Raw genomic sequence first — 13,967 nt, 5'->3', positions numbered from 1 at the left:
TTATTTACGCAAAGCCAGCCTCAGTCAGCTTTTTGGAAAAAGTACGAGAACATGATAGAGGACTTTCGTCAAAGGAGATGAAGGAAGTGAAAAAACATTTTTCCACCTGTGGGGCAGAAACTGCTTTTGATTTTTATGAAAGTCGATCTTATGACGCAGCTTGCGCTGAAGAAATTGTAAGGGTCTTTGCTGTACCCAGTTCACAGTCGGCTTTGACGATCATTCAACCGGCTCTGAAGCAGAAATGGCTGTCTGCGTAACCCCAACTGCTTCTGGCATTCCAACGGGGACATGCCGAACCAGCGATTGAATGCTCGGGAAAAGGTACTGACGTCGGCGTAGCCGAGCAGTTGCGCCACGTGGGTCATGCTGATCGAGGGGATTTTCAGGTAGTTGTGCACCATTCCCTGGCGGGTTTCATCCAGCAGTCGCTGGAAGGAGGTGCCTTCCTGGGCCAGGCGGCGTTGCAGTGTGCGTGGGTTTATCGCCATGCAGTCGGCAACCCGCTCGATCGTGGCCCTACCGCTGGGCAACAGGTTGCGCAGTAATTGCCTGACGTAGCCCGGCATTTCGTCCGCGGCCAGGCGCTCCATGCCGCTCAGATGTTCAGCCATCAGTTGGTGCAGGGTTTCATCGGCAAGACTCAGTGGCAGCGTCAGCACCGAGGCGTCGAATAGCAGCCCGGTGTGGGCCGCGGCGAAGGTTGGCGTAATACCCAGCGCCCGCCGATAGGCCGACTCATCGCCAAGGGGAGGGTGGCGAAGCAACACGGCCTTGGGTTGCCAGTCTCCACCTGCCAAGGTACGCATCAGCCGCAGGCCGACACCACAGGCCAGCTCTTCTGCCTGGGGCAGCCCGGGTACGGTCTGTTCACCGGCCCGATAGCTGAGGAGTGCCATACCGTCGACGACATCCAGGCCGATTTGCGCCGCGCCGTTGTAAACCCCGTAGTGGGTCCGCAGTTCGAACAGCGCATCACCGACGGTCCTGGTGTTGTGGATCAGGTAGAAAATATCGCCAAAGACATCGATCCCCTGGTAGAGCCCATACTCCAGGCCGAACAACGCGTTGCTGGAGCTCTGTTGGCAGAGTTCCAGCAACGCGCAGTAGCGACGGAAGGACAAGATATCTTCCGGACGGCGCAGGGATGCCGGCGGCAGGGAAGCGCAGCGCAACATATGGGTCGGATCCAGCCCCTGGCGGGCGGCGAATTTGTCGAAACCCGCAAGGCCGAGTGCGCGAATGAAAGGATTGATCGCCATGTTCCGCCACTTCTATTGCCGATAAGGGTGTTGTAGACGCTGCTTCCACTTTTGCGGGCTCATGCCGTTCCAGCGGTGGAAGGCCCGGGAGAAGGCGCTCAGGTCCGCGTAGCCGAGCAGGCTGGCCAGCTGCGTCAGGCTGATCGACGAGTCGCAGATATAGCGCGCGGCCATTGCCTGGCGCGTCTTGTCCAGCAGCTCCTGAAAGCCAGTGCCTTGGGCCTGAAGATAGCGCTGCAGGGTACGCGGGCTGATCATCATGTACTCGGCGACCTGGCGTATCGTCACCTGGCCGCCGGCAAGCCGGCTGCGCAACAGTTTCTGCACGTAGGACGGCAGCTCCTGCAGCGTCACCCGGGCCAGCTCGTCGATATGCTGCTGGACCAGTTGCTGGCATCTGGCATCCGTCGGGCCCAGTGGGGTCGCCAGCAGCGACTCATCGAACACCCAGGCATTGACTGGGCTGTTGAAGCGCGGAAGCACACCCAGCAGGGCCCGGTAGGCTCCACGGTCCGCGGCGGCAGAATGGCGCAACATCAAGGCTCGCGGCTTCCAGGTGTGCCCCAGCAAGTCATGCAGCAAGTGCGCGGCCACGCCCATGGCCAGCTCCACGGTCTGCCGCACCGAGGTCAGATCGCCGTCGGTGATGTCGTACAACAGCAGGGCACTGCCGGCCTGTCGTTCGAGACGCACTTCCGCGCCATCGCTATGGACATGGAAATAACGCGTCAGCAACGTCAGCGCTTCCCCCAGGCTGCCGGTGCTGCGCATTGCATACAGCAGCGGCCCCAGCCCTTGCGGCCCTTGGCGCAGGCCGAACTGCAGGCCGAACAGGGGATTGTTCGCACGCTGTGCGCACAACTCGATCAAGGCATTGAACTGCACGCCGGAAAGCTGCCCGGGTAGTGGGTCTGCGGGCAGCTTGACCTCAGCCAGGGCCCGGGCCGGATCGAGCCCCAGGCTGCTGACAAACTCAGTGAACCCAAGCAGGGCGGTGCCACGGACAGTAGATGTCATCTCAAGCCCTCGTATGAGCCATGGAGCGTGGCCAGGCGCGCGGTTGCCGGCCCGACTCCCGTCTGTTGCCAAAGCGCGCGACCCGAGCACCTGGCAGGATTTGCACAATAACTGGCGCGATCTGCAAAGCTTTTACCCCTGCCGGCGACCAGACTCGAATCACCAATAACAAAAGACCTGCGTTCAGCCCGAGGCTGGATGATGGAGGTATTCGATGCGCCGGTTCCTGTCCGCTTTCCTGGTTGCCGCCCTGATCTCGGGCGCCGTCTATTTTCAGTTTCAGCCTTCGAACAAGACGATTCACCATCAATCCAAGCACCCTCCGGTTGCCAGCATCAGCGAAGCGCTCGGCCATTTCTGAGGGCGCGCACTCAGACCCAAAGAGCCGTTTCCGACGTGGGCGTACACTCGTTCGACACGCCGGAACACAGGGCTCCATGCAAAAACATCTGCTCCAGTGTGCGGGCTGAATTGGCATTGGCCGCGCGGCCGCGTTGTTCGGCATCGACCATGCCGTAGATCAGGGTGATGAACAGCTCGCTGAAGATCGCCGCGGTAATGTCGATACGAAACACGCCTTTTTGCTGGCCGCGCAGGAAAAACGCGTCCAGCGCTTCGATGTAAGGCCGCCAGCGCGCGTCGCCGCGTTCGAAGTCGAGGAAGTCGGGGCGGTATTGCACCATCAGGAACGCCAGCAGCTCACGATGGGCCAGGTGTTCTCTGATCAAGCGGCGCAGTGCCTCCAGCGGCTCGGCGTGCTGCAACCTGGCGCTCTTGATGATCCGCTCGAGCGCGCCCTCGGCGTACGCCTCCAACTGGTGTTCCAGGTTTTCCCGTGTGCCGCAGTAGCGATGCAGTGTCGCCTTGCTTACCCCCGCCAATTGCGCCAGCTCCTTCATGGTGGCACGCGGTCGATTGACCACCGCCAAGGTCAGCGTCTTGAGCAGATGTTCATCATGGGAAGTCGGGGTCATCACCAAGCCTCGGATGGATTTTCCGGATGGGCACCTGCGCAGGTCACTATCCAGGTTCTGAAATATGACAAATACAATCCATATGAGTCATTATTGACTCATTAGGATTTGGAAAGTAGCATTCGAGTCGTTTTCAATCAAGCCTCGGGTGATTTATGGGCAATTTGCGTGCAATAGGGATGGCTGGCTCGTTGGCAGCAGCCATTGCGCTGGCCGGATGCGGTCCGGCGAATGAACAAGAGAGCGTGGCCGAAGTGGCGCGTCCGGTAGACGTGGTAGCGGCGGTGACCGAACCCCTGGCCCTGACCTCGGAGCTGCCGGGCAGGGTCGAGCCCATGCGTGTGGCGGAAGTGCGTGCACGGGTGGCGGGGATCGTCATGAAAAAACGTTTCGAGGAGGGAGCTGATGTAAAGGCCGGCGACCTGCTGTTCCAGATCGATCCGGCGCCGCTCAAGGCGGCGGTATCGCGGGCCGAAGGCGAGCTGGCGCGTGCCCAGTCCGCGGTGCAGGAGGCGCAGGCGCGAGTCAAGCGCTACGAGCCGCTAGTGAAGATCGAGGCGGTCAGCCAGCAGGACTTCGACAGTGCCACCGCCGACCTGCGCAGTGCCCAGGCCGCGACCCGTTCGGCCCAGGCCGATCTGGAAAGCGCCCGGCTGAACCTGGGTTATGCCTCGGTCACCGCGCCGATTTCCGGCCGTGTCGGCCGCGCACTGGTAACCGAAGGCGCTCTGGTCGGCCAGGGTGACGCCACGCTGATGGCGCGGGTTCAGCAGCTCGACCCGGTGTATGTCGATTTCACTCAGTCGGCGGCGGATGCGCTGCGCCTGCGGGAGTTGCTCAAGGACGGAAAACTCTCCGGCGACGACAACAAGGTGCTGTCGATCCGCGTTGAAGGCACGCCTTTCGAGCGCCAGGGCTCACTGCTATTCACCGATGTGGCCGTGGATCGCGGCACCGGGCAGATTGTCCTGCGCGGCAAATTCGACAACGCCGACGGCACTCTGCTGCCGGGCATGTACGTGCGGGTGAGCACACCCCAGGGAACGGATAACCAGGCGATCCTCGTGCCGCAGCGCGCGGTGCAACGCACCAGCGATGGCAGCGCCCAGGTGCTGGTGGTCGGCGCGGACGAGCGGGTCGAGGCGCGCGCGGTGCGTACCGGCACCATGCAGGGTTCTCGTTGGCAGATCAGTGAAGGGTTGAAGGCGGGGGACCAGGTCATTGTCGGTGGTCTGGCCGGCCTGCAACCGGGTGCCAAGGTCACGCCTAGCCAGTCGCAGGCCCACGCTCAGTTGCCTGAGTCGAAACAGTAAGGCCGAGTTCGCCGCGAGGATTTTCCGATGTCTCAATTCTTCATCAAGCGCCCGAACTTCGCCTGGGTCGTGGCGCTGTTCATTTCACTGGCGGGCCTGCTGGTCATTTCCAAGCTGCCGGTGGCGCAGTACCCCAGCGTCGCGCCGCCGCAGATCACCATCACTGCCACCTATCCCGGCGCCTCGGCGAAGGTGTTGGTGGACTCGGTCACAACCGTGCTCGAGGAGTCGCTCAACGGTGCCAAGGGCCTGCTCTACTTCGAGTCGACCAACAACTCCAACGGCGTGGCCGAGATCGTGGTCACGTTCCAGCCCGGGACCGACCCGGACCTGGCCCAGGTGGACGTGCAAAACCGCCTGAAGAAGGCCGAGGCGCGCATGCCGCAAGCCGTGCTGACCCAGGGCTTGCAGGTCGAGCAGTCCAGTGCCGGCTTCCTGCTGATCTACGCGCTCAGCTACAAGGAAGATGCGGAGCGGAGCGATACCACGGCGCTGGGTGACTACGCCGCGCGCAACATCAACAACGAGCTGCGGCGCCTGCCCGGCGTCGGCAAGTTGCAGTTCTTTTCCTCCGAAGCGGCGATGCGCGTCTGGATCGACCCGCAGAAACTGGTGGGCTACGGGCTGTCCATCGACGACGTGAGCAATGCCATTCGTGGCCAGAACGTCCAGGTGCCGGCCGGTGCCTTCGGCGCCGCTCCGGGCAGCTCCCAGCAGGAGCTGACCGCGACGCTGGCGGTCAAGGGGACCCTGGACAATCCGGATGAGTTCGGCCAGATCGTGCTGCGCGCCAACGAAGACGGCTCCCTGCTGAAGCTGGCCGATGTCGCGCGCCTGGAAGTCGGCAAGGAGAGCTACAACCTTTCCTCGCGCCTGAACGGCAAGCCGACCGTGGGCGGCGCGATCCAGCTGTCGCCTGGCGCCAACGCCATCGAGACCGCCACCCTGGTCAAGGCGCGCCTCGCCGAGCTGTCGGCCTTCTTCCCCGACGACATGGAGTATTCCGTACCTTACGACACCTCGCGCTTCGTCGACGTGGCCATCGAGAAGGTGATCCACACCCTGATCGAGGCGATGGTCCTGGTGTTCCTGGTGATGTTCCTGTTCCTGCAGAACGTGCGCTATACGCTGATTCCATCGATCGTGGTGCCGGTGTGCCTGCTGGGTACGCTGCTGGTGATGTACCTGCTGGGCTTCTCGGTGAACATGATGACCATGTTCGGCATGGTCCTGGCCATCGGTATCCTGGTGGACGACGCCATCGTGGTGGTGGAGAACGTCGAACGGATCATGGCGGAAGAGGGGCTCTCTCCGGCCGAGGCCACGATCAAGGCGATGCAGCAGGTCTCCGGGGCCATCATCGGCATTACCCTGGTGCTGTCGGCGGTGTTCCTGCCGCTGGCGTTCATGGCCGGTTCGGTGGGCGTCATCTACCAGCAGTTTTCGGTATCGCTGTCGGTATCGATCCTGTTCTCCGGTTTCCTTGCCCTGACCTTCACCCCGGCGCTGTGCGCCACGCTGCTCAAGCCGATTCCCGAGGGGCACCACGAGAAGCGCGGCTTCTTCGGCGCCTTCAACCGGGGTTTCGCCCGCGCCACCGAACGCTACTCGTTCCTGAACACGAAGCTGGTGGCGCGTACCTCGCGCTTCATGCTGGTGTACGTCGGCATCATCGCCGTACTCGGCTACTTCTACCTGCGCCTGCCGGAAGCCTTCGTGCCTTCGGAAGACCTGGGCTACATGGTGGTCGACGTGCAACTGCCGCCCGGCGCAGCCCGCTCCCGTACCGACGCCACCGGTGAAGAACTCGAGCGTTTCCTCAAGTCCCGCGAGGCGGTGGCCTCGATGTTCCTGGTCTCGGGCTTCAGCTTCTCCGGCCAGGGTGACAACGCTGCGCTGGCCTTCCCGACCTTCAAGGACTGGTCGCAACGCAGTGCGCAACAGTCGGCCGAGGCGGAAATCGCGGCGGTCAACGAACATTTCGCAGTGCCTGGCGATGGCTCCATCATGGCCGTGTCGCCACCGCCCATCGATGGCCTGGGCAACTCCGGCGGTTTCGCGCTGCGCTTGATGGATCGCGGCGGCCTTGGCCGCGAGGCGTTGCTGCAAGCCCGGGATACGCTGCTCAGCCAGGTCTATGGCAACCCCAAGTTCCTCTACGCAATGATGGAAGGCCTGGCCGAGGCGCCACAGCTGCGCCTGGTGATCGACCGCGAGAAGGCGCGCACCCTGGGTGTGAACTTCGAGACCATCAGCGGCACGCTGTCCTCGGCTTTCGGCTCGGACGTGATCAATGACTTCACCAACGCCGGGCGTCAGCAGCGCGTGGTGATCCAGGCCGAGCAGGACGCACGGATGACTCCGGAGAGCGTGCTCAAGCTGTATGTGCCCAACGCCAAGGGCGACCTGGTACCGCTCAGCGCCTTCGTGACCATGAAGTGGGAGGAGGGGCCGGTCCAACTGGTGCGCTACAACGGCTATCCGTCGATCCGCATCGTTGGCGACGCCGGGCCCGGTTTCAGTACCGGCCAGGCCATGGAAGAAATCGAGCGCCTGGCCTCGCAGTTGCCGGCCGGTATCGGCTACGAATGGACCGGCCTGTCCTACCAGGAGAAGGTTTCCAGCGGCCAGGCGACGCAACTGTTCGCCCTCGCCATCCTGGTGGTGTTCCTGTTGCTGGTGGCTCTTTACGAGAGCTGGGCGATCCCCCTGACGGTGATGCTGATCGTACCGATCGGCGCGATCGGCTCGGTGCTCGCGGTCATGGTGGTCGGCCTGCCCAACGATGTGTACTTCAAGGTCGGCCTGATCACCATCATCGGCCTGGCGGCGAAGAACGCGATCCTCATCGTCGAGTTCGCCAAGGAACTGTGGGAGCAGGGCTACAGCCTGCGCGACGCGGCGATCGAGGCGGCTCGCCTGCGTTTCCGGCCAATCATCATGACCTCCATGGCCTTCATTCTCGGCGTGGTGCCCCTGGCGCTGGCCACCGGTGCCGGCGCGGCGAGTCAGCGCGCGATCGGTACCGGGGTGATCGGCGGCATGCTCAGCGCGACCTTGCTGGGTGTGCTCTTCGTACCGATCTGCTTTGTCTGGGTGCTGTCATTGCTGCGAAGCAAACCGGCCCCCATCGAACAACCGGCCCTGGCCCAGGAGTGATTCCATGCGTATATCAGCCTTTTCTACGCTTCTGATTGCCATGGCGCTGGGCGGGTGTTCGCTGGCGCCCACCTATGAACGTCCTGTCGCGCCGGTGGCCGACAGTTGGAGCGGCCAGGCCCATCAGCGGGGCAGTGCAGTCAACGAGATGGTCTGGCAGACCTTTATCGTCGACCCCGACCTGCGCCGCCTGGTCACGACCGCGCTGGACAACAACCGCTCGCTGCGCCAGACGCTGCTGGACATCGAGCAGGCCCGGGCGCAGTACCGGATCCAGCGTGCCGACCGGGTGCCGGGGCTGAACGCGGGTGCTTCGGGCAATCGCCAGAGAGTACCGGCCGACCTGTCCAACAACGGCAGGTCGGGCGTGGTCAGCAGCTATCAGGTGGGCTTGTCGCTGCCTGAATACGAGCTGGACCTGTTCGGTCGGGTGAAGAGCCTCAGCGATGCCGCGTTGCAGGAATACCTTGCCACCGAAGAAGCCGCGCGCGCTGCGCAGATCGCCCTGATCGCCGAGGTCAGCCAGGCTTACCTGATTCATGATGGCGCCCTGCGCCGCCTGGACCTGACGCAACAGACCCTGGTCAGCCGCGAGTATTCTTTCGCCCTGATCAGCCAGCGTCGCTCGGCCGGTACCGCGACCGCGCTGGACTACCAGGAGGCCTTGGGTCTGGTGGAGCAGTCCCGCGCCGAAGAGGAAAGCAATCAACGGCAGAAGCAGCAGGCGTTCAACGCGCTGGTTCTGCTGCTCGGCACCGCGGACGCCGCGAAGTCGATACCTCAAGGCGTGCGCAAGGAACCGATGCTGGTCCAGGACATCGCGCCGGGCACCCCCTCGGCGCTAATCGAGCGGCGCCCGGACATCCTCGCTGCCGAGCACCGCCTGCAGGCGCGTAACGCCGATATCGGCGCGGCGCGCGCGGCGTTCTTTCCGCGTATCAGCCTGACCGGTAGCTTCGGCACCTCCAGCGCGCAGATGTCCGGTCTGTTTGATGGCGGTTCGCGCTCCTGGAGCTTTGTGCCGAACCTGTCCCTGCCGCTGTTCGACGCCGGTCGCAACAGCGCCGGCCTGAGCCTCGCCGAAGCCCGCAAGGACTCCGCCGTGGCGGCGTACGAAGGCACCATCCAGACGGCGTTTCGCGAAGTGGCGGACGCCCTGGCGGCCACCGATACCCTGCGTCGGGAAGAGGCGGCCCGACGTGCCCTGGCCGACACCAGCAGCGAGTCGCTGAAGCTGGCCAAGGCCCGGTATGAAGGGGGCGTGGACAGTCACCTGCGTTATCTGGATGCCCAGCGCAGCAGCTTCGTCAACGAGACGCTGTTCATTGAAGCCAGCACTCAGCGGCAGATTGCCCTGGTCGACCTGTTCCGCTCCCTGGGCGGGGGCTGGCCGTCTGCACAACACCAGGCCGAGCAGGCCAGCAGATAAGGGTCGGCAATAATTTCCTCGGTTGGCGCATCCAACCGAGCTTTAGCCCCGTGGACCTTCAGGTCGCGGGGCTTTTTTTTGCCTGCGCCATGGCTGGAGAATGGCGCAGTAGAGCGGGGCAGCGATGTCGATTGATAAGCCTGGAGCAGGCTACTTGGGACTCACCGCCGCGGCTGCGCCATGCAGGAACATCTGCTCCAGTACGTTGGCTGAGTTGGCGCTGGCCGCGCGGCCGCGTCGTTCGGCATCGATCATGCCGAAGACCATGGTCAGGAACAGTTCGCTGAAGACCGCAGCGGTGATGTCGATGCGAAAGGCGCCCGTTTGCTGGCCACGCAGGAAGAACGCATCCAGGGCATCGATATAGGGTTGCAAGCCTGTAGCTTCACCACTTATGCCGAAGGTGTCGGGGCGATACTGGAACAGCAGGAATACCAGCATTTCGCGGTGCGCCGGGGCCAGGTGTTCGTTTATCAGGCCACGCAGTGCTTCCTGAGGTTCATCCTGCTGCAGATTGGTGGCAGCGATGATCCGATTGAGCACCGTATCGCCGTGGTTTTCAAGGATCTGCACCAGATTGTCGCGAGTGCCGCAGAAGCGGTGCAGGGTGGCCTTGCTCACCCCGGCGGATTCAGCCAGTTCCTTGAGCGTCGCCCGAGGGTGGTCGACAATGGCCAGCGCCAGCGCCTTGATGAGTCGTTCGTCTTGAGGAGTCAGGGACATCAGTCGGTCTCGGATCAAATTTCAATGGCTGGTATTGTGCAGGAAAAGCTCATTGCTTCAACCAAAAGCGATGAAGATACTTCATCTGAGACATTATTTCCTCAGACCATCCATAAGGAAATCTCTCCTCTCGTTCCCGTACCCGTAACCGCGCACTGACCTCCAGGGCGCGGTTTCGCCGCGGCTGGACAATTGCCATGGTCAGTTTTTTTGAGCGTCATGATCTGCATATTCTGTGGCGTGATCTGCAAAGCTTTTGCCTGTACCAGCCCCCAGAATCGAAACCCTCAATAACAAAAGACACTGCATTTGGCCCCGGCCGAATGACGGAGGTTTTCGATGCGCCCATTCCTTTTTTCCTGCCTGGTCGTGATGCTGGTTTCACTCGCCGTCTACTCCATTCACTCGTCTTACTCGCTGGCTTCCTTTGGCTCTGTGGCTTCGGGGGCCGCCGCCGGCTCCCCGCAGAATTACCCCGTTGCCAGCATCGGCGAAGTCTTCAGGAACTTTTGACGACCAGGGCCCCATGAGCCCACGAGCGCATGCGCGGCGATAGCCCCGATGAAATGCACAACACCCGTTCGCAATCCTGGTAACGCCAATTAAGGATCTCCCATGTGCGACCTGATCCACTTCCGTCTCGAAGGTAGCCTGGCCTTGATCGGCCTGTCCCGTCCGCCGGTCAATGCACTCAGCCAACCGCTGCGCGCCGCCATCATTGAGGCGTGCGAGCGCGCGGCGGCTGACATCAGGGTGCAGGCCATCATTCTTTATGGCGAGCATGGCCTGTTCAGTGCCGGTGCCGACATCGGCGAATTCGGCACCGAGGCCTGTTTTGCCGAGCCGGACCTGCCCAGCACCCTGGTCCGCCTGACCGAAATCCCCAAGCCCCTGGTTGCCGCCATGGGCAAGCTGGCGCTGGGCGGCGCCCTGGAGCTGGCCCTGGCCTGCGGATACCGGATGGGGGAGCCGGGCACCCGGGTGGGCCTGTCGGAAATTAACCTGGGCCTGCTGCCCGGGGCCGGCGGGACCCAGCGCCTGCCCAGGCTGATCGGTGCCGAGTCGGCGCTGAACCTGATTCTTTCGGGTGAACAGATAGACGCCGAACGCGCCCGCATGCTGGGTATCCTTGACCGCATCGCCAGCAGCGCCGAGCAGTTGCTGGATGAGGCATGCGCTTATGCCAAAGAGTTGATCGAGTGCGGTGCACCGGCGCGACCGGCGGAGGCCTGGCCGAAGCCGGCCGAGGACCTGCCGGACGACTTCCTCGCGCGCTACCGCGCCGAGCACGAACCTCGCTGGAAAAGCCGCCTGGCCCCGCGCCTGGTGCTCTCGGCGCTGGAGGCCGCCTGCCTGTTGCCACTGGAAGAGGGGCTCGCCCGCGAGTTGGCGCTGTTCAAGCAGGCCGAAGCGTCCCGCCAGTCGAAGGCGCTACGCCATGTATTCTTCGCTGAGCGCGAGGCCGGGCGCGTTCCAGGTATCGGGCCGGACATTACCCCGCGCAAGCTGGACAAGGTTGCGGTCATCGGCGCCGGCCCCCTGGGTGCCGGCATTGCCATGAGCTTTGCCAACGTCGGTATCCCCGTGGCCTTGCTGGACCCCGAGGGTGGCGCGCTGGATCGCGGCCTGATGCAGATCCGCAAGCTCTACCAGGCCAGCGTCAAGCACGGAAAAATGAGCGCCGCACAGCTGCAGCAACGCATGGACCTGCTGTTCGGCACCCTTGACTACGAAGATCTGGCCGACGCCGACCTGGTTATCGAAGCGCTGTGCGAGAAGCCGGACGTCAAGCAGCAGGTGTTCCTCAGCCTGGAACAGGTCTGCAAGCCAGGCGCGATTCTCGCAACCGGCACGTCGTCGCTGGATATCGATGCCATCGCGGCGAGCCTCGATCGCCCGCAGGATGTGATCGGCCTGCATTTCTTCAGCCCGGTCAATGTCATGCGCCTGGTGGAAGTCGTGCGCGGCAAGGCCACCGCGCCAGAGGTGCTGGCCAGCGCCATGCAGATCGCCAAGCGGATCGGCAAACTGCCGGTGATCTCCGGCGCCGGCCAGGGTGCTATCGGCGAGCGCATGTTCGAGCCCTATGCCCGCGAAGCCCATCGCCTGGTACTGGAAGGCGCAACGCCGGCGCAGGTCGATAGCGTACTCACCGGCCTAGACCTGAACATGGGAGTGTTCAGCATGCTGGACCTGGCCGGCATCGACGTGGGCTTCCTGACGCGCGCCGCCACGGCCCAAGATCAGAGCTACTGCTGTATCGCGCAGGAACTGTGCGCCCTGGGGCGCTACGGGCAGAAGACCGGGCGGGGCTTCTACCTCTACGAGGGCCAGAACCGCCAGGAAGACTACGAGGTAACCGCGCTGGCAGAACAGCTTGCCGGTGAGCTTGACGTTCCCCGGCGCGCCATCGGAGACCTGGAAATACATGATCGCTGCCTGTTAATGCTGATCAACGAGGGCATCCAGCTACTGGACGAGGGTATCGCCCTGCGGGCCAGCGACATCGACCTGGTGTGGATCAACGGCTACGGTTTTCCCGCCCATCTTGGCGGCCCACTGCATTACGCCGAGCAACTGGGGCTGGACCAGGTACTTTCCGGCATCCTCCACTATTGCCAGGCTCTCGGTGAGTACGGCCAGATGTGGTTCCGCCCGGCGGCGCTGCTGGAGCGCCTGGTCGCCGCTGGCAAGACCCGCATCGAACGAATCTGAAGATTCCCCCTTTCTCCGGGGGAGGGTGAGGCCTGGGGGCGACCACGCATCAACCTCAGCCTGGCCCGATCCCGAAGGAAGAGGGTCCAACCTGCCTGCACAGCACCCTGCGCATTGTCTGCGCAAGACGTGCCGCCATTCTTTATCGAGGTGTACCGATGAGTCACGATTTCGCCCAGAACTTTTCTCTCGCTGACCGAACCGTGCTGATCACCGGCGCATCGAGCGGTATCGGTGCGCACCTGGCGCGGATAGCCGCTCGCGCCGGTGCCCGCGTGGTACTGGCGGCGCGGCGCGTCGATCGGCTCGAGCAAGTGGCCAGGGATGTCGAGTGGGAGTGCGCCCAGGTGCTGTCGGTCGCTCTCGACGTCACCGATCGGGCCAGCGTCGAGGCAGCTTTCGACGCTGCCGAGGCGCGTTTCGGAGTGGTCGATGTGGTGCTCAACAACGCTGGCATCGGTAACGGCCAGCGCCCGCTGGAGCTCGCGCGCTACCGGATCCGGGTCAACGCCATTGCCCCGGGCTACTTCAAGACCGAGATGAATGCCGCGTTCTTCGAGAGTGACAAGGCCAAGAGCTACATCCGTGACCTGATTCCCATGCGCCGCCTGGGCCAGCTTCATGAGCTGGAGGGACCGTTCCTGCTGCTCGCCAGCGATGCCGGTGGGTTCATGACCGGGAGCGTACTGACCGTGGATGGAGGCCATCTGGTCAGCAGCATTTGATAGGCCTGTTGATGTTCGAACAGGACTCAGTGACTGGCCACCAACAGTGCCAGCGCCTTGCAGGCTGTCTCGGTTTCGCTCTCCAAGCGCGCCAGGTCGTCATGGGCGGACCAGGCAATGATCATGCCATCGACCAGGTGAATGAGCAGGCGGCTTACGGCCTGTAGAAAGGGCTTTTCGAGCTGCGCCCCCATGGCGCGCTCCAGGGCCTGCTCCGTCGCGTCTATGGCAACCGAGTAGATCTTGTTCGCCAGCTCGGGATTGTTGCGCATGGCCCAGAAAAACAGCTCGGTTTGCGCCCTGGCCACGTCGGGGTGGCTGGTAAGCCAGGCGATCAATTGGCGAAGCACCTCGGCAGCCTTTTCCGCGGCCGTGGTACCCGTGGGTACGTGTTCTAGGGCTTGATGGGGCAGATCGAAAAGCGACTCATAGACCGCATAGAAGAGGTCGTCCTTGGTATGGAACACGTAGTGCAGCGACGCCAGCGGGCAGCCGGCGGCAGCGGCGATGCGCCGCGTGGTTGCATTGGCGACGCCGTGTTCGGCAATCACCTTGACCGTCGCCTCGACGAAATCCTGCCTGCGTAATTCAGCGCCCATTCTGGTCATGGATCAGCAATCTCCCCTCGTTCGCTCGCGCCGTACCTGCGG

The 13,967-nt window shown here is 63.2% G+C and carries 11 protein-coding genes; 6 read left to right on the top strand and 5 right to left on the bottom strand.

The window, feature by feature from the left end; genetic code table 11:
* Positions 1 to 200: 200 nt before the first annotated feature.
* The gene (locus ABCR88_RS16175) at positions 201 to 1,262 is read right to left on the bottom strand and encodes an AraC family transcriptional regulator (protein ID WP_236185938.1); all 1,062 of its coding nucleotides are present in this window, start codon (positions 1,260 to 1,262) and stop codon (positions 201 to 203) included.
* A 12-nt stretch (positions 1,263 to 1,274) separates the two neighbouring features.
* Positions 1,275 to 2,279, bottom strand: a complete 1,005-nt coding sequence (locus ABCR88_RS16170) for an AraC family transcriptional regulator (RefSeq protein WP_236185937.1) — start codon at positions 2,277 to 2,279, stop codon at positions 1,275 to 1,277.
* A gap of 214 nt (positions 2,280 to 2,493) precedes the next feature.
* Here ABCR88_RS16170 and ABCR88_RS16165 point away from each other — a divergent pair, with 214 nt between their 5' ends.
* Entirely contained in the window at positions 2,494 to 2,640 is a 147-nt protein-coding gene (locus ABCR88_RS16165) for a hypothetical protein (RefSeq protein ID WP_236185935.1), read from the top strand.
* A gap of 10 nt (positions 2,641 to 2,650) precedes the next feature.
* On the opposite strand, the gene ABCR88_RS16160 is transcribed toward ABCR88_RS16165, so the two are convergent.
* Positions 2,651 to 3,253 (bottom strand): transcriptional regulator, encoded by a 603-nt coding sequence (locus tag ABCR88_RS16160; protein ID WP_236185934.1) that lies wholly within the window; start codon positions 3,251 to 3,253, stop codon positions 2,651 to 2,653.
* A 155-nt stretch (positions 3,254 to 3,408) separates the two neighbouring features.
* Between ABCR88_RS16160 and ABCR88_RS16155 the strand changes: the two genes are divergently transcribed.
* From ABCR88_RS16155 to ABCR88_RS16145, 3 genes are read left to right on the top strand one after another with little or no spacing between them, the layout of a single operon-like run.
* Positions 3,409 to 4,566 (top strand): MexC family multidrug efflux RND transporter periplasmic adaptor subunit, encoded by a 1,158-nt coding sequence (locus tag ABCR88_RS16155; protein WP_236185932.1) that lies wholly within the window; start codon positions 3,409 to 3,411, stop codon positions 4,564 to 4,566.
* Positions 4,567 to 4,593: 27 nt separating this feature from the next.
* The gene (locus tag ABCR88_RS16150) at positions 4,594 to 7,725 is read left to right on the top strand and encodes an efflux RND transporter permease subunit (RefSeq protein WP_236185930.1); all 3,132 of its coding nucleotides are present in this window, start codon (positions 4,594 to 4,596) and stop codon (positions 7,723 to 7,725) included.
* Positions 7,726 to 7,729: 4 nt separating this feature from the next.
* On the top strand, positions 7,730 to 9,154 hold the full coding sequence (locus ABCR88_RS16145) for an efflux transporter outer membrane subunit (protein WP_236185928.1): 1,425 nt from the start codon (positions 7,730 to 7,732) through the stop codon (positions 9,152 to 9,154).
* Positions 9,155 to 9,304: 150 nt separating this feature from the next.
* Here ABCR88_RS16145 and ABCR88_RS16140 read toward each other — a convergent pair whose 3' ends face one another.
* On the bottom strand, positions 9,305 to 9,877 hold the full coding sequence (locus ABCR88_RS16140) for a transcriptional regulator (protein ID WP_236185926.1): 573 nt from the start codon (positions 9,875 to 9,877) through the stop codon (positions 9,305 to 9,307).
* Positions 9,878 to 10,492: 615 nt separating this feature from the next.
* On the opposite strand from ABCR88_RS16140, the gene ABCR88_RS16135 reads away from it, so the two are divergent.
* A complete protein-coding gene (locus ABCR88_RS16135; protein ID WP_350404875.1) occupies positions 10,493 to 12,592 on the top strand; it encodes a 3-hydroxyacyl-CoA dehydrogenase NAD-binding domain-containing protein in 2,100 nt (699 codons plus the stop codon).
* A gap of 158 nt (positions 12,593 to 12,750) precedes the next feature.
* Positions 12,751 to 13,317, top strand: a complete 567-nt coding sequence (locus ABCR88_RS16130; protein WP_350404874.1) for an SDR family oxidoreductase — start codon at positions 12,751 to 12,753, stop codon at positions 13,315 to 13,317.
* Between the two features lie 26 nt (positions 13,318 to 13,343).
* Here the strand turns inward: ABCR88_RS16130 and ABCR88_RS16125 are convergent, their stop codons facing one another.
* Positions 13,344 to 13,925: a TetR/AcrR family transcriptional regulator gene (locus ABCR88_RS16125; protein WP_236185919.1), complete on the bottom strand. Its 582-nt coding sequence runs from the start codon at positions 13,923 to 13,925 to the stop codon at positions 13,344 to 13,346.
* Positions 13,926 to 13,967 lie beyond the last annotated feature (42 nt).

This window comes from Pseudomonas sp. W17 (assembly GCF_040268305.1).
In the GTDB taxonomy this organism is placed as follows: domain Bacteria; phylum Pseudomonadota; class Gammaproteobacteria; order Pseudomonadales; family Pseudomonadaceae; genus Aquipseudomonas; species Aquipseudomonas protegens.
This window is presented reverse-complemented; position numbering and strand designations above follow the sequence as displayed.

Excerpts from the sequence above, each read along its gene's own strand:
- ABCR88_RS16135 (WP_350404875.1), top strand. The coding sequence starts at position 10,493 with ATGTGCGACCTGATCCACTTCCGTCTCGAAGGTAGCCTGGCCTTGATC.
- ABCR88_RS16125 (WP_236185919.1), bottom strand. The coding sequence starts at position 13,925 with ATGACCAGAATGGGCGCTGAATTACGCAGGCAGGATTTCGTCGAGGCG.
- ABCR88_RS16150 (WP_236185930.1), top strand. The coding sequence starts at position 4,594 with ATGTCTCAATTCTTCATCAAGCGCCCGAACTTCGCCTGGGTCGTGGCG.
- ABCR88_RS16145 (WP_236185928.1), top strand. The coding sequence starts at position 7,730 with ATGCGTATATCAGCCTTTTCTACGCTTCTGATTGCCATGGCGCTGGGC.
- ABCR88_RS16130 (WP_350404874.1), top strand. The coding sequence starts at position 12,751 with ATGAGTCACGATTTCGCCCAGAACTTTTCTCTCGCTGACCGAACCGTG.
- ABCR88_RS16165 (WP_236185935.1), top strand. The coding sequence starts at position 2,494 with ATGCGCCGGTTCCTGTCCGCTTTCCTGGTTGCCGCCCTGATCTCGGGC.
- ABCR88_RS16160 (WP_236185934.1), bottom strand. The coding sequence starts at position 3,253 with ATGACCCCGACTTCCCATGATGAACATCTGCTCAAGACGCTGACCTTG.
- ABCR88_RS16155 (WP_236185932.1), top strand. The coding sequence starts at position 3,409 with ATGGGCAATTTGCGTGCAATAGGGATGGCTGGCTCGTTGGCAGCAGCC.
- ABCR88_RS16175 (WP_236185938.1), bottom strand. The coding sequence starts at position 1,262 with ATGGCGATCAATCCTTTCATTCGCGCACTCGGCCTTGCGGGTTTCGAC.
- ABCR88_RS16140 (WP_236185926.1), bottom strand. The coding sequence starts at position 9,877 with ATGTCCCTGACTCCTCAAGACGAACGACTCATCAAGGCGCTGGCGCTG.
- ABCR88_RS16170 (WP_236185937.1), bottom strand. The coding sequence starts at position 2,279 with ATGACATCTACTGTCCGTGGCACCGCCCTGCTTGGGTTCACTGAGTTT.